Origin of the sequence: Amorphus sp. 3PC139-8 (assembly GCF_040750475.1) — a bacterium.
In the GTDB taxonomy this organism is placed as follows: Bacteria; Pseudomonadota; Alphaproteobacteria; order Rhizobiales; family Amorphaceae; genus Amorphus.
Window position 1 is genome coordinate 43,344 of record NZ_JABJVY010000006.1, and the last position, 14,780, is coordinate 58,123.

Here is a 14,780-nt window from a genome sequence, read left to right on the forward strand (position 1 = left end):
AGGGATCACCGACATGAACGTTGCATTGCGGGTTACAGCCGGCGCAGCCTTGCTCTCCACGGTCGCGTTCGCGCAGCCGTCCTACGCGTTTGAGCCCACCAACAACCCCGTTGCCGACGCCTTTCTGAAGGCGCTCGAAGGCAGCGACGGAACGTCGGTGAGCTACGGCGGCTCGTCGTCGGCGGGCAAGGACGTCACGTTCACCGACCTCAAGGTCGCCTTCGAGAACGACGAGGGCAAAGGGACGGTGACCATCGGCACGGCCGAGCTGGTCAACGGGGCCCTGGGCGCCGACGACGTCCTCACCGCCGATGCGATCAATCTCGACAGCTTCAAGCTGACCGAAGAAGAGAGCCAGGCCGAACTCACCTTCGCCACCGGCACGATCACCAATCCGACCATTCCGACGGAATTCGGCGGGGATGACGCGGCAAGCCAGGTCGCGGAAGTCGCCGACTACGACAAGGCGGAGTTCGAGGGCCTCGTCTTCACCGACGAAAACGGCTCCGGCCTGCCGATCTCCAAGGTGATGCTGGAGGTGACCAAGCGGATCGACGGCAAGCCGCGCGGCGGCGTGCTGGCGGTCGACGATCTGGTCATCAAGGCGGACGCCATCGACGATCCCGACACGAAGCAGCGGCTTTCGGAGCTCGGCTACGACGAGATCGTCCTCGATCTCGACGGCTCCGGCGACTGGAACTCCGACGATGGCACCTTGACGCTCGACACCTTCAAGATCGACGCGAAGGACATGGGCTCGCTCACCGTTACCGGCCAGTTCATGGGGTTCACACCGGCGGTGCTGGCCAAGCTCCAGGCCAACAATTCCGACCTGAACCAGCTCATGCAGGCGCTTCAGGATGCGAGCATCGGCGTCATCAGCGTGCGCTTCGACGATGCCTCGATCACCAGCAAGGCGCTCGACTACACCGCCAAGGAGCAAGACCAGTCCCGCTCCGAGCTGGTCGACGAGATGGTCGGCCAGGTGAACGGCCTGCTTGCCATGCTCGACAACGCGTCGTTCCAGAAGCAGGTGACCGACGCCGTGTCGACCTTCCTGAACGATCCGCAGTCGCTCGAAATCGCGGCTAAGCCGGCAAACCCGGTGCCGGTTCCCCAGGTGGTGGGCACCGTGATGATGTCGCCGCAAACGCTGCCCTCTGTCCTGTCGGTGGCCGTGACGGCGAACGAGCCGGCGAGCGAGGAGGCGACTTCAGGCGATCAGCAATAGCATCTGAAACGGAGGGCGGTACCCACTAGCCGTTCGTGCCGACCTTCCTCTTCATCGGATTGATTGCTCTGAAACCGGCGCCCGTCGACTTTCCGTCGGCGGGCGCTTTTTTTTGTGACATGCGAGACCCCATCATGCGACCTGGTGCCCTGAACCATCTGCTCGATGTTGCCGGCCTGTCCGTCGGCCATGCCTCGGACGACCGTCTTAAGAGCGGGGTGACGGCTATCGTGCCGGCGGAACCGGCCGTGGCGTCGGTCGCGGTCACGGGCGGCGCCCCCGGCACACGGGAAACGGACCTTCTGGCCCCGGAGCAGATGGTGCCCGCGGTGGACGCCATTCTGCTGTCCGGCGGCTCGGCATTCGGGCTGGCGTCGGCCGATGGGGCCCTTTCCGCGCTGGCGGACATGGGACGCGGGATCGAGGTCGGCGGGTTCCGGGTTCCGCTCGCCCCCACAGCGATCGTGTTCGATCTCGCCAACGGCGGCGACAAGGCGTGGGGCGAGACGCCGCCTTATCGCACCCTTGGCGCAGACGCCGTGCGCGCGGCAAGGTCCGATGATACCCGGATCGGCTCGGTCGGACTCGGTGTGGGATGTACGACGGCGGATCTGAAGGGCGGGCTAGGTTCGGCGTCCACGGTCCTGAAATCCGGTCATACGGTGGCGGCGATCGTCGGCGTCAATGCGGTCGGAACCGCAGTCATGGCCGGCGGACCCCATTTCTGGGCGGCCGCGTTCGAGCAGGATGGCGAGTTCGGCGGGCTCGGCCTGGCGCATCCGCTTCCCAAGGACGCCTCCCGGCTCATCACCAAGCTCGGCGGAGAAACGCCCGGCGCCAACACCACCATCGCGCTGGTCGCCACCGATGCCGCCCTTACCAAGGCCCAGGCGAAGCGGCTCGCCATCGCCGCCCATGACGGCTTTGCCCGTGCGCTCTGGCCAGCCCATACACCTTATGACGGCGACACCGTGTTTGCGCTGTCGACCGGCGCGCGCCCGCTCGCCGATCCCATGTTCGAGCCGATCGAGATCGGGGCCGCCGCCGCCGCGACGCTCACCCGCGCGATTGCCCGGGGCGTCTATGCTGCGACGGCCGCCGATGGCGACAGACTTCCCGCGTGGAGCACCCGGTTCGGCTAATACAGCCGCAAGGGAGGCCCTACTCCGCAGCCTCCAAGACGACCTCTCTGTGCGCCTCGCCGCCCCGCGGCGTGCCGTCGTCCTTTGCCTCGAGCTGCGCGAACAGCGCCGTCCGCTTCTTTTCTGCGGCCTCCCGATTGGCCTCTTTCACCGGGCCATAGCCGCGGATCTGATCGGGCACCCGGGCGATCTCGACCAGGAGTCCGTAGTTGGCGCCGCCGATCTTTTCGAGGATCGTTTCCACGTCGCGGCGATAGCTCCGGACCAATGCCCGCTCCGCGCGCCGCTCCTGCGAGTGGCCGAACGGGTCGAGCGGCGTCCCGCGCAGCCGCTTCATCGCGGCAAGGACGCGGAAGGCCTTGAAGATCCACGGTCCGAAGGCGCGTTTCTGCGGCCTTCCGGTCGCCGGATCGGTCTTGGAGATCACCGGCGGCGCCATCATCACGGATAGCCGCTTCGGGTCCTTGAAGGTCGATTTCAGACGCTCGGAGAAAGCCGGATCGGCATAGAGCCGGGCTACTTCGTATTCGTCCTTATAGGCCATCACCTTGTAGAGATTTTCCGCCACGGTGCGTGTGAGCCGCATGGTGCCGGCGCCGGCCTTGCGATCGGCGGCTTCGACGCGGGCGACCAGATCGCGGAAGCGCTTGGCGTAGCCCCGACCCTGGTAGCGAACCAGCTCGTCCGACAGGAGCGCGATCCGTTGCTCCAACGTCTCCTCCTCCGGATGCTCTTCCTGGGGAAGCGCCTCGGCGAGGGCGGCGTAATCGGCGGCCGCAATCCGGCCGACGGTGAAGGCCTTCAGGTTCTTCTCCACCGCCGCGCCGTTGAGCCGGATCGCCGTCTCGATCGCCTCGAACGACAGCGGGATCTCGCCCTTCTGCCAGGCCGCCCCCGCCAGGATCATGTTGGTGTAGAGCGCGTCGCCCAAAAGCCGTTCGGCGAGGTCGGCGGCATCGATGGCCAGCAGCGACTGGCTTCCCTCCTCCAGCGTCGCCTTCAACCGCGCCTCCTGGTAGGAAAGCGTCTGCTTCATGACGAATTCGGCCGTGGGCGCAACGCGCGTGTTGGCAACGCTGGTCGTGCGCGCCCGCTCCGTCAGCCCGAGTACGTCGGCGGAGCAGGCCACCAGCATGTCGGTCGCCAGAAGCACGTCCAGGCTTGCCGCCGGCACACGCGGTCCTTCGATGTCGCGGCCTTTGGGCGCAAACCGCACATGAGAGGTCACCGGCCCGTTCTTCTGGGCAAGCCCGGTCATGTCGAGGGTGGAGACGTTGAGCCCGTCGATGTGACCGGCCATCGCCAGCACGGCACCGACCGTGGTCACCCCCATGCCGCCAATGCCTGCGATCACGAGATTGCTGGTGGCGCTCGGATGATCGGGCCGCGGCGTGTTGAGCTTCGCCGCCATCGCCTCCACGTCGATGTGCGCATCTTCCGCCGTGACCAGATCGGCGCCTTCCACCCACACGAAGGACGGGCAGAAACCTTTCACGCAGGAATAGTCCTTGTTGCAGCTCGACTGGTTGATCCGCCGTTTCTGGCCGAATTCGGTCTCAAGCGGCTCCACCGCGATGCAGTTCGACTGCACGGAACAGTCGCCGCAGCCTTCGCACACGCGCGAATTGATGAAGAGCCGCTTGTCGGGATCTTCGTAATCGCCCTTCTTGCGCCGCCGGCGCTTTTCCGCCGCGCAGGTCTGGTCGAAGATGATGGCCGAAACGCCCGGATAGTCGGCGAGCTCTTCCTGAACCCGCATAATCTCGCCTCGGTCGTGAACCGGCGTGCCGGGCGCAAGGTCGGTGCGACCTTCGTAAAGATGAGGCCGCTCCGACAGGACCACGATCTTTTCCACGCCCTCGGCGGCGAGCTGGCGGGAAATCTGCGGTACCGACAGCGGCCCGTCGAAGGGTTGCCCGCCGGTCATCGCGACCGCGTCGTTGAACAGGATCTTATAGGTAATCGGCGCATTCGCGGCGACGGCCTGGCGGATCGCCAGGATTCCGGAGTGGAAATAAGTGCCGTCGCCGAGATTCACGAACATGTGCTTGTCGTTGGAGAACGGCGCCTGTCCGACCCACAGCACGCCCTCGCCGCCCATGGCGATCTGGCCGTCCGAGGTGCGCCCGTTGATCTCCGTCATCGCATGACAGCCGATGCCCGGCTGGGCGCGGGCGCCTTCCGGCACGACGGTGGACGACGAATGCGGGCAGCCGGAGCAGAAATAGGCCGTGCGCTGCGCCTTTTCGGAGTGCCCGCCGGCCCAGGCCGCCTGCATCACCAAACGCTCGGCCACGGCGCGCATGGAGCCGTCTTCCTGCACTTCGGGAACGAAGGCGAGCACCGCCTCGATCAGCTCCTGCACCTGGAGCTCCAAGAGATCGGAGAGGAACGGCGCTCCGTCCGGGGTCTTCTTGCCCCAGATCCGCGGACGCTGGTCCTGAGGCCAGCCATAAAGCAGATCCTTGATCTGCGGTTCCATGAACGCCCGCTTGTGCTCGACGACCATCAGCCGGTCGAGGCCGCGCGCGAAGGCGGAGAACCGCGACGGTTCCAACGGCCAGGGCATGGCCACCTTGAAGACGGCAAGCCCAATGCCGCGCGCCTTCTCCTCATCAATGCCGAGAAGCTCAAGCGCCTGGCGCAGATCGCGGTAGGCCTTGCCTGTGGTCACGATGCCGTAGCGCGGGCGATGGGAGCCGAACGCGACCCGGTCGAGCCCGTTCGCCCGCACAAAGGCCTGGGCGGCGGGGATCTTGTGCTCGCGCAGGACTCGCTCGGTTTCCAGGCGATTTTTCAGGAGCAGCACGCGATTGACATCGGCTTCCGCACGGGGGTCGTGTTCTTGCGGCGTGACGATCGCCAGCCGCTCCGGATCGACGGATACCAGCCCGGAGGAATCCATCGTATCGGCTAGACAGAGAATGCCCGTCCACAGCCCGGAAAACCGGGACATGGCGAGGCCGTAGAGCCCATAGTCCAACACGTCCTGCAGGTCGGACGGGTTCAGGATCGGCATTTCGAAATTGAGAAGCGTGTACTCGCTCTGGGCCGGCAGGATCGACGACTTGGCCAGATGGTCGTCACCGCAAAGGGCCAGACAGCCGCCCAACGGCGCCGTGCCGGACGCATTCGCCTGCTTGAGCGCGTCGCTCGCCCGGTCGACGCCCGGCGCCTTGCCGTACCAAATGCCGAACACACCCTCATGGGTGGAGCCCTGGCCATGCAGGCCAACCTTCTGGGTCCCCCACACCGCCGTCGCGCCGAGCTCTTCGTTCACGCCGGGCTGGAACACGATATCGTGGGCGTCGAGCAGCTTGTGGGCGCGCCCAAGTTCCTTATCGAGCCCGCCGAGCGGCGAGCCACGATAGCCGGAATAAAAGCCCCCGGTCTTGTGACCACGCGCCCGGTCAGCACGGATCTGGTCGAGACCGATGCGCAGCAGCGCCTGGATCCCCGTCATGTAGACGGTACCCCGGTCCAACTCGTACTTGTCGCTCAAGGTCACCGTCGTCGGGTGCGCAGTCATATCGCCTCCCAGATACCGAATGATGCGCTTGGACGGGGCCCGGCTGGTGAAACGCACAGGGGCGCCGTCAATTGCGCAACGCACCAGCGGCGAAAACGTTTCCCCCTCACGTTGCCGCGGCGCCAATTCTCAATTGGAATAAGGTTATTCGCGATACCGGGAAGATCTATGCTAATCTCTCGGTCTGGTGCCCAAGAACCGAAAGAGCGATCCCTTTTGTCGAGCCAAACCGGAAAAATTCACCTCGACCCCGGTGACATCCGCGTGCTGCGGATTCTTCAGCGCGACGCATCCCTGTCGATCGCGGAGATCGCGCGCCAGGCCGGCATGAGCCAGACGCCCTGCTGGCGGCGCATCAAGAAGCTCAAGGATACCGGCGTGGTCCGCCAGGTGACCGCCCTCGTCGACCGCGAGGCGGTTGGACTGTCGTTCGTGTCCTATTCGTTCGTGAAATTGTCGATTCCAAGTCGGGAGAACATGGAGGAGTTCGACCGCATGGTGAATCGCTGGCCGGAGGTGGTGATCTGCGAGCGCATCACCGGTGCTGTCGACTATCTGCTCAAGATCGTCGCCGACGACATCAAGGACTATGACGACTTCCTGCGCCTGAAGCTGCTCAACAACGACCTGGTCTCCGACGTCCAGTCGCGCATCGTGATCGCCACGGTGAAAGACACCCCGGCGCTGCCGATCCGCGAAACGTAACCCGGCCCCTCTTCAGAACCGCTCCGGCGAATAGGGTGTCGGATCGACCACCGGCCGCGTCCATGTCATCAGTTCGGCCATAAGCCGACCGCACACCGGCCCCTGCGTGAAACCGAGATGGCCGTGGCCGAAATTGAACCAGAGCCCACGGTGATTGGGCGCCTGGCCGATCGCGGGCAACGAATCGGGAAAGCAGGGCCGCGATCCCATCCAGGGCTCCGCCTCCACCGGTTCGCCGAGGGGAAACAATTTCCGCGCGATCGGCTCCGCCCGATTGAGCTGAACCGGGCTCGGCGGCGCGTCGCGATCGGCAAACTCGATGCCGGTGGTCAAGCGGATGCCGTCCAGCATCGGGGTGATGACGAAGCCATTGTCCATGTCGACCACCGGCCGGCCCAGACTGGCGTTGCCCCGCGGGCGGTAGTGGCGATGATAGCCGCGCTTCGGCGCCAACGGAAAGCGGTAGCCGAGCGGGCGCAGCAGGTCCATCGACCAGGGTCCGAGCGCGACCACGACCTGGCCGGCGTGCAAGGTTCCCCCCTCCGTCTCCACCTCGAAGCCCGACTGCAGCGGTTTGATCGCGCGCGCCCGCGTTTTTTCGATGGCGCCGCCATCGGCGACGAACCGTTCCGCATAGGCCTTGGTCACAACGCTCGGGCTCGCCACGCTTTCGGTTTCCGGCCAGAGCACCGCGCGGTGGAACTCCGGCGTCAAATGTGGCTCCAGCTCGCAAGCCTCGTCTGCGGTGAGAATGTCGAACGGCAGGCCGAACCGCTTTGCCTGCGCAAGCTGGCTTGCCTGCGCGACGGCGAAGCTCTCCGCCGTGCGATAGAAGCGCAGCCAGCCGGTCTTGCGAAACAGCGTCTCGATTCCCGCCGGGCCGGCAAGGCGATGATGCTCGCGCGCGGATTCGCGGCTGAGCGCGTTCGAGGCGGCAGCGTAACGGTCGACCGCCTCGGGACTGGAGTTGCGGCTAAGCGCGTTGATCCAGGGCGCGAAGCGCGGCAGGTCGACGAGCCGGTAGTGCGCGGCGATCTTGCGGTTGAGCGCGAATGGAACCAGCTTGGTAAGTGAGCGCGGGACCGTGACGGGGACAAGTCCCTCGCGCTCGATCACGCCGGCATTGCCGTAGGAGGTCGCCTCGCCCGGGTCGCGACAATCCACCAAGACGACGGTTCGCCCGCGCATCTGGAGATGGATCGCAGTTGCGACCCCGACGATACCCGCGCCGAGCACGACGACGTCGGCCCGTTCTTTCATCCGCGCTCTCCGTTCGCTTCTTGAGACGTTTCCTCCGGTCTCAAAGGCATAGTGAGATAGTTTGAGGCCCAGCCGCAAGCCACGGACCCCGTGCAGCAAGACGGCGGCATAAATGGGCTTGGCGATTGTCGATCGGGCCGGGCTTTGCTATGGCCGGCCATCCTCGATTTTGGAGCAGTGCACGTCCGATGATCCCCCGCTATACCCGCCCCGCCATGGCCGCGATCTGGTCGCCGGAAACGAAATTCCGGATCTGGTTCGAGATCGAGGCCCATGCCGCCGAAGCCCTGGCGGCGGAGGGCGTGATCCCGCAGGAGGCCGTCGACGCGGTCTGGGAGCGGGCCGGCAACGTCGACTTCGACGTCGACCGCATCGACGAGATCGAGCGGGAGGTGAAGCACGACGTCATCGCCTTCCTGACGCATCTGTCGGAAATCGTCGGCCCCGAGGCGCGGTTCGTACACCAGGGCATGACCTCGTCGGACGTGCTCGACACCTGCCTGAACGTGCAGCTCGTGCGCGCTGCCGACCTTCTGCTGGAAGATCTGGACGCCCTGCTCGCCGCACTCAAGCGCCGGGCGATGGAACACAAATACACGCCGACCATCGGGCGCAGCCACGGCATTCACGCAGAGCCGACCACCTTCGGCCTGAAACTCGCGCAAGCCTATGCCGAGTTCGCCCGCAACCGTACGCGCCTCGTTGCCGCGCGTGAGGAGGTCGCGACCTGCGCGATTTCCGGCGCGGTCGGCACCTTCGCGAATGTGAGCCCGAAGGTGGAGGCGCATGTCGCCGAAAAGCTCGGCCTCAAGGTGGAGCCGGTGTCGACCCAGGTGATCCCGCGCGACCGCCACGCGGCCTATTTCTCCACGCTCGCGGTGATCGCCTCGTCGGTGGAGCGGTTGGCGACCGAGGTGCGTCACCTGCAACGCACTGAGGTGCTGGAAGCGGAAGAGTTCTTCTCCGAGGGCCAGAAGGGCTCATCGGCGATGCCCCACAAGCGCAACCCTGTGCTTTCGGAAAACCTCACCGGACTTGCCCGCATGGTGCGCGCCTACGCCCTTCCCGCGCTGGAAAATGTGGCGCTTTGGCACGAGCGCGACATTTCCCACTCCTCCGTGGAGCGGATGATCGGCCCGGACGCCACCGTGACGCTGGACTTCGCGCTGGCACGGCTCACCGGCATGATGGACAAGCTCCTGATCTATCCGGAGCGGATGCAGGCCAATCTCGACCGGCTCGGCGGACTGGTGCATTCCCAGCGCGTGCTGTTGGCGCTCACCCAGGCTGGCGTCTCGCGCGAGGAGGCCTACCGCATGGTCCAGCGCAATGCGATGCCGGTCTGGCAGCAGGGCGGCGACTTCAAGGCCCTGCTCAAGGCCGACGCGGACGTCACCAAGGCGCTTTCGCCGGAGACCATCGACAGCCTGTTCGATCTCGACCACCACCTCGCCCACGTGGACACGATCTTCGCGCGGGTGTTCGGCGAGGATACCGGAGCGGCATGAAGACATCCGAAGTCGATATCCTCATTCTGCCGGGCCTGACCGGCGGGACGCCCCAGCACTGGTACGCCCGCTGGAACGACCGGCTGGAAACCGCCAGGCGGGTCGACCCGGCCGATCCGCATGCGCCCGATCGCGCCGAGTGGACCAAGAAGCTGGTGGATGCCGTCGCGGCCGCCCGTCGGCCGGTGGTGCTCGTCGCCCATTCGCTCGGCACAGCGGTTGCCGTCCATGCCACGAAAGAGACCGGGCTTCCCGGCGTGGCCGGTGCGTTCCTGGTGGCCGTGCCTGACGTGGAGCGCACTGAGAACATGCCGGCGGAGGTAGCCGGTTTCGCACCCCTTCCCCGCAATCCGCTGCCGTTTCCGTCGATGGTTGTGGCAAGCCGCACCGACGTCTGGTGCGACTACGAACGCGTGGAGGATTTCGCCGCGAGCTGGGGCTCGCTGCTGATCGACGCGGGCGACGCCGGGCACCTCAACGACGAGAGCGGCCACGGCCCCTGGCCGGAAGGCCTGACCCGTTTCGCCATGCTGATGAAGCGGATTGGGTAAAGTAAATCCCAGGAAAAGTGGGAACCGGTTTCGGAATTTTTCGCGGACGGTCGCGCGCTGGTGGGAGGCCTCCGGAAAGTCCGTGCAGCATGGCTCCGACGACCGTCGGCACACCAATCTCGGGACAGGTCTGAAAGGCGGGTCGGAGAGGCATGCAACCCCTCCGATCCCCATTCTCTAAGCCAGATCCGCCTCAGCCCGGCTTGCGGCCGGTCGCCAGCATGGTCAGGCCCGGGATCATCGAGCGGACCTCGACGTCCTTGAAGCCCGCCTTCTTGAGGCTGGCTGCAAGCGTGACGTCGTCCAGGCTGCGCGCCGTCGGCGTGAAGGCCGTATGCTGGAGCTGCCAGAGTGCGGCGAGCTTCGGCCCCGTGCGATCTGCGTTCACGATGAAATCGTGGACCATGTAGTGGCCGTCTTCCGTCAGCGTGTCGTAGGCGCGCTTGATCAACCCGTCATGCGTCTCGCCCGGCACACCGGAGAACAGATAGGACATCAGGACCGCGTCCTGATCCTTCGGCCATTCGGTCTCCAGCGCATTGCCGTCCACGAAGGTGATGCGCTCGGAGAGGCCCGCCTCCTGGACATATTTCCGCCCGAGCGCGGCGACGTTCGGGAAGTCCACCACGGTGGCTTTCAGCTCCGGGTGCGCCTTGCACATCGTGATCGCGTAGGCGCCGGTGCCGCCGCCGACATCGAGGAAGGTCTTGGCGTCGGACAGATCGACCGCCTTGGCGAGACCGCGTGCCGGGCCGAGCGAGCCGGCGTGCTGGCTTTCGGAATAAAGCCGCGCCTCTTCCGGGTCGGAGAACCAGTCGGCATAGCTGCCGGTCGCCTCCTCCGGCAGCTTGTTGGCAAGCGCCGGCTCGATCTGGTCGAGCAGACGGTACATCTGCCGGTCGACCTGAAGGCGAAGATAGTCGCCGAAATCGTACTTGGCGCCCTTCACGAGAAAGGCGTCCGCCGCCGGAGAGTTCGCAAAACGTCCCTCTTCGACCGACACCAGGGTCAGCGAGGCAAGTGCGGTCAGAAGCGTGCGGGCACGTTCGGTCGGCAGGCCGGACGCCGCACCCAGCTCCTCCGCCGTCATCGGTCCATTCGCAAGATGCGTGAAGACGCCGAAATGCAGGGCTGCGAACAGCGCCTTGGAGCCCATGAAGCCAAAGGCGATATCCGAGATTTCTTCGGCTGTCGTCAGCAGGGTCATGCGGGAAATCCTTTTTGCTGTTGTGGTCTGTTTGCGCCAACATATCCTTTTTGCGACGCAAATTGCCACTCCCGCACTGCAGCAAACTCAGGAAATCTCTGCTAAGCTCTTATTCCGCCAGCCCTATTCAGCCATCGGCTCCGACCCGTTTCGTCCTAGATTCCGGCGGACGGTGGACGCCCTACCCGCCGATCTTGGAGAAGTCGGCCACCGCAGCCGTCGCGGCCGGGATGGCGCTCAGGAGCTTCAGCCGGTTTTCCCGCACGGCGGGATCGTCGGCATTGACCAGGATCTTGTCGAAGAAGGCGTCGACCGGCGCCCGCAGCGCGGCGACCGCCTCCATCGCACCGGCGAAGTCCTCCGCCGCGATCGCTTCGGCAGCCTTGTCGCGGGCAACCGCGATCGCCTCTGCCAGCGTGCGCTCCTCCGCCTCCTGGTAGAGCGCGGGATCGGGCTCGCCGGCAAATGCGCGGCCATCCTTCTTCTCCTCCGCCCGCAGGATGTTGGCGGCGCGCTTGTAGCCGGCCAGCAGGTTCTGCCCGTCCTCGGTGGCGAGGAACGCCGACAGCGCCTCGATGCGGCGGGTGATCAAGAGAAGGTCGTCAACGCCTTGTTCCGAAGCCAGAACGGCATCCACCAAGTCATGCCGAGCACCCTGATCACCCAATTGGTTCTTCAACCTCTCCACAAAAAAAGAAAGCAAATCAACAGACCTAATCTCTGCCTCCCAAATGAATAAAGCATCCATTTCGGGAACATTTTCGTGAATGATAGATTTTATTTCACGCTCACCTAAAAAACCCGCGGAGTACAGTTCGTAAAATGCAGAGCCTAGAGATATGGCTTCTTGCCTCTTAATCTCCAGTCGCACACGCAGCATGTGCCGATTTACCAGCAAAGCTTGACGGGGCCTCAGCCCGTTCTCCAGAATGATCCGGATCACGCCCAGCGCAGCGCGGCGCAGCGCGAACGGGTCCTTGGAGCCGGTCGGCTTCTCGTCGATCGCCCAGAACGAGACGAGCAGGTCCAGCTTGTCGGCGAGCGCCACGGCAACGGAGACCGGCGCGGTCGGGACGACGTCGCTCGGGCCCACCGGCTTGTAGTGCTCCTCGATCGCCGCCGCGATCGCCGGGTCGATGCCCTGAGCCTCCGCGTAGCGCCGGCCGACATAGCCCTGCAGCTCCGGGAACTCGCCGACCATGCCGGTCACCAGATCGGCCTTGGCCAGCCGGGCCGCCTGCTCGGCCTGCTCCGGATCGGCGCCGACGATCGGGGCGAGCGCCTTGGCAAGGGCCGCCACGCGCTCCACTCGCTCCGCCTGGCTGCCGAGCTTGTCGTGGAAGGTCACGGCGGAAAGCCGCTTGGCGTGCTCGGCGAGCGGCGTCTCCAGATCGGTCGTCCAGAAGAACTCCGCGTCCGACAGCCGCGCGCGCACCACCCGTTCGTTGCCGCCGATGATCGCCGTGCCGCCGTCGGCCGCCTCGATGTTGGCCGTCAGCACGAACGCGTCGGCGAGCCGTCCGGTGGCGCCGTCGCGCAGCACGAAGCACTTCTGGTTCTCGCGGATGGTGAGCCGGATCACCTCGTCGGGCAGCTTCAGGAAGCGCTCCTCGAAGCGGCCGATCAGCACCACCGGCCATTCCACCAGCCCCGCCACCTCTTCCAGAAGCCCCGGATCTTCCACCAGCTCGCAGTTGAGCGTGAGCGCGCGATCCTTGGCGTCGTGCAGGATCATCTGCTTGCGCCGGTCGAGATCCAGCACGACCTTCGCCGCTTCCAGCTTGGCGACATAGTCGTCCATTCGGCGCACGGTGATGGCGTCAGGCGCCATGAAGCGGTGGCCATAGGTGACGTCGCCGGACTCAATGTCGCCGACGGTGAAGCGGATCACCTCCGGCTCCTCGTTCTCCGTGCCGAAGGTGCAGACGATCGCGTGCAACGGCCGCACCCAGCGCAGCGATCCCGACTCCGCCGAGGCCGCGCCCCAGCGCATGGATTTCGGCCATGGGAAGCGGCGCACGATCTCCGGCACCAGCTCGGCAATGACGGTGGCCGCATCGCGCCCTGGCGTCACGATCTTCGCCTGGTAGAAGTCGCCCTTCTTCGGATCGCTGACGATCTCCGCCTGATCGATCGAGGTGAGCCCGGCCGCCTTCAGGAACCCTTCCAGCGCCTTTTCCGGTGCGCCGACCCGCGGGCCCTTGCGCTCCTCCGATCGCTCCGGCGAGCGGCCAGGAACCCCCATGACGTGCAGGCATAGCCGGCGCGGCGTCGCCGTCGCCATCGCGCCCTCGTAGACCAGGCCCGCCTCAACCAGTCCGTTGGTGACGAGCTGCTTCAGCTCGTCGGCAGCGCGACGCTGCATGCGGGCGGGAATTTCCTCAGAAAAGAGCTCAAGCAGAAGTTCTGGCATGGGATCGGGGCGCTCGGTGGGGACAAATCGTGACCGACAGCACAGCTCGGTCGTCCGGCCGGACATAAACTGAGATGAGGTCGGAGGCCAGAGGTCAACGACGGGAACCCTGCGCGTCCGCACCAACTTTTGCTAGAATGCGAACCAGATGCCGCACCTAAAAGTATCTCTGGAGGACACAGATGGCGACAACGATCACCCAGGCGGCTCAAGCAGCTCTCGCAGGCGCCGTATTGATGGCGGCAGGCGCACTTCCCGCAATCGCCGCCGATGTCAAAGGCGCACGGGACCACCCGCTCCTCGGTCGCTACGAGGGCTCCGAGATCGCGTTCTACCGGCAGACCGCCTACAACGAACTCACCCTTCCAGCGGCAAAGATCACCCGCGCCAACGTCAAGGATCCCGGCTCCTGGCAGATCGACCTTGCCGGCAAAGTGACCAGTATCCGCTACGACGGACCGCCGGCGCGTTCGGCACTGGAGGTCATGCGCAACTATCAAAAGGCCCTTGAGAACAAGGGCTTCGAGATCACCTATTTCTGCCGCGAGAAGGAATGTTCCGACGTCAGCCTTGCCGAGATCTGGGACGCTGGCCGTGGCGAAATCAAGCTGACCACCAACTGGAACTCCTCGATCTACCTGCTGGCCCAGCGCACCGAGGGCGGCCAGCAGGACACGATCGGCCTGCTCGCGGTGGAGACCGGCGGAAATCTGGAGCGCGAGCCCCAGGTCGCGGCGACCATCGTCGAGGGTGAGGCGATGGAGACCGACAAGATCACCCTCGTCGAGGCGAGCGAGATGGAAAAGGCCATCGCCCGCGACGGCAAGATCGCGATCTACGGCATCCAGTTCGATTTCGACAAGGCCGACTTGAAACCAGAGTCCGAGCCCCAGATCGACCAGCTCGGCGCCCTCCTCACCGATCATCCGGACATGGAGGTGCTGATCGTCGGCCACACCGACGGCAAGGGCTCGCCGGACTATAATCTCAGCCTGTCCCAGGCGCGCGCCCAAGCCGTCGCCGCCCGGCTTTCGTCGGGCTACGGGATCGACCCCGGCCGGATGACGGCGGCCGGCGCCGGCATGATGGCGCCGGTCGCCACCAACCGGACCGAAGACGGTCGGGCCAAGAACCGCCGGGTGGAGATCGTCGAAATCGTCCGCGGCTCTTGACCCGCCGTCGATCTTTGAGCCTGTCAGCGTTTCACGGAAACGCTGACAGGCTCTGACCCATT

The 14,780-nt window shown here is 65.4% G+C and carries 10 protein-coding genes; 6 read left to right on the top strand and 4 right to left on the bottom strand.

Annotation, left to right across the window (positions count from 1 at the left end; all coding sequences use genetic code 11):
* Positions 1–13: 13 nt before the first annotated feature.
* Positions 14–1,231, top strand: a complete 1,218-nt coding sequence (locus HNS03_RS07715; protein ID WP_367194256.1) for a hypothetical protein — start codon at positions 14–16, stop codon at positions 1,229–1,231.
* A 134-nt stretch (positions 1,232–1,365) separates the two neighbouring features.
* The gene (locus HNS03_RS07720; RefSeq protein ID WP_367194258.1) at positions 1,366–2,373 is read left to right on the top strand and encodes a P1 family peptidase; all 1,008 of its coding nucleotides are present in this window, start codon (positions 1,366–1,368) and stop codon (positions 2,371–2,373) included.
* A 19-nt stretch (positions 2,374–2,392) separates the two neighbouring features.
* Here the strand turns inward: HNS03_RS07720 and HNS03_RS07725 are convergent, their stop codons facing one another.
* Positions 2,393–5,902 carry an indolepyruvate ferredoxin oxidoreductase family protein gene (locus HNS03_RS07725; protein ID WP_367194260.1) on the bottom strand — a complete coding sequence of 1,170 codons (3,510 nt, stop codon included), beginning with the start codon at positions 5,900–5,902 and terminating at the stop codon, positions 2,393–2,395.
* A 216-nt stretch (positions 5,903–6,118) separates the two neighbouring features.
* On the opposite strand from HNS03_RS07725, the gene HNS03_RS07730 reads away from it, so the two are divergent.
* Positions 6,119–6,607, top strand: coding sequence for an Lrp/AsnC family transcriptional regulator (locus HNS03_RS07730; protein ID WP_367194262.1), 489 nt, complete (start codon positions 6,119–6,121; stop codon positions 6,605–6,607).
* Between the two features lie 12 nt (positions 6,608–6,619).
* Here the strand turns inward: HNS03_RS07730 and HNS03_RS07735 are convergent, their stop codons facing one another.
* Positions 6,620–7,867 carry an NAD(P)/FAD-dependent oxidoreductase gene (locus HNS03_RS07735; protein WP_367194263.1) on the bottom strand — a complete coding sequence of 416 codons (1,248 nt, stop codon included), beginning with the start codon at positions 7,865–7,867 and terminating at the stop codon, positions 6,620–6,622.
* A 188-nt stretch (positions 7,868–8,055) separates the two neighbouring features.
* On the opposite strand from HNS03_RS07735, the gene purB reads away from it, so the two are divergent.
* Positions 8,056–9,375: an adenylosuccinate lyase gene (gene purB, locus HNS03_RS07740; protein WP_367194264.1), complete on the top strand. Its 1,320-nt coding sequence runs from the start codon at positions 8,056–8,058 to the stop codon at positions 9,373–9,375.
* Positions 9,372–9,926: an RBBP9/YdeN family alpha/beta hydrolase gene (locus tag HNS03_RS07745; protein WP_367194266.1), complete on the top strand. Its 555-nt coding sequence runs from the start codon at positions 9,372–9,374 to the stop codon at positions 9,924–9,926. The genes purB and HNS03_RS07745 overlap by 4 nt, the downstream gene beginning before the upstream one ends.
* A gap of 193 nt (positions 9,927–10,119) precedes the next feature.
* On the opposite strand, the gene HNS03_RS07750 is transcribed toward HNS03_RS07745, so the two are convergent.
* Positions 10,120–11,133, bottom strand: a complete 1,014-nt coding sequence (locus tag HNS03_RS07750) for a methyltransferase (RefSeq protein ID WP_367194268.1) — start codon at positions 11,131–11,133, stop codon at positions 10,120–10,122.
* Positions 11,134–11,314: 181 nt separating this feature from the next.
* Complete coding sequence (gene glyS, locus HNS03_RS07755; RefSeq protein WP_367194270.1) at positions 11,315–13,546, bottom strand: glycine--tRNA ligase subunit beta; 2,232 nt, start codon at positions 13,544–13,546, stop codon at positions 11,315–11,317.
* Positions 13,547–13,728: 182 nt separating this feature from the next.
* On the opposite strand from glyS, the gene HNS03_RS07760 reads away from it, so the two are divergent.
* A complete protein-coding gene (locus tag HNS03_RS07760) occupies positions 13,729–14,718 on the top strand; it encodes a DUF4892 domain-containing protein (RefSeq protein ID WP_367194272.1) in 990 nt (329 codons plus the stop codon).
* The last annotated feature ends 62 nt before the right edge of the window (positions 14,719–14,780 follow it).

Excerpts from the sequence above, each read along its gene's own strand:
- HNS03_RS07715 (WP_367194256.1), top strand. The coding sequence starts at position 14 with ATGAACGTTGCATTGCGGGTTACAGCCGGCGCAGCCTTGCTCTCCACG.
- HNS03_RS07720 (WP_367194258.1), top strand. The coding sequence starts at position 1,366 with ATGCGACCTGGTGCCCTGAACCATCTGCTCGATGTTGCCGGCCTGTCC.
- HNS03_RS07725 (WP_367194260.1), bottom strand. The coding sequence starts at position 5,902 with ATGACTGCGCACCCGACGACGGTGACCTTGAGCGACAAGTACGAGTTG.
- HNS03_RS07735 (WP_367194263.1), bottom strand. The coding sequence starts at position 7,867 with ATGAAAGAACGGGCCGACGTCGTCGTGCTCGGCGCGGGTATCGTCGGG.
- purB (WP_367194264.1), top strand. The coding sequence starts at position 8,056 with ATGATCCCCCGCTATACCCGCCCCGCCATGGCCGCGATCTGGTCGCCG.
- HNS03_RS07745 (WP_367194266.1), top strand. The coding sequence starts at position 9,372 with ATGAAGACATCCGAAGTCGATATCCTCATTCTGCCGGGCCTGACCGGC.
- HNS03_RS07750 (WP_367194268.1), bottom strand. The coding sequence starts at position 11,133 with ATGACCCTGCTGACGACAGCCGAAGAAATCTCGGATATCGCCTTTGGC.
- glyS (WP_367194270.1), bottom strand. The coding sequence starts at position 13,546 with ATGCCAGAACTTCTGCTTGAGCTCTTTTCTGAGGAAATTCCCGCCCGC.
- HNS03_RS07760 (WP_367194272.1), top strand. The coding sequence starts at position 13,729 with ATGGCGACAACGATCACCCAGGCGGCTCAAGCAGCTCTCGCAGGCGCC.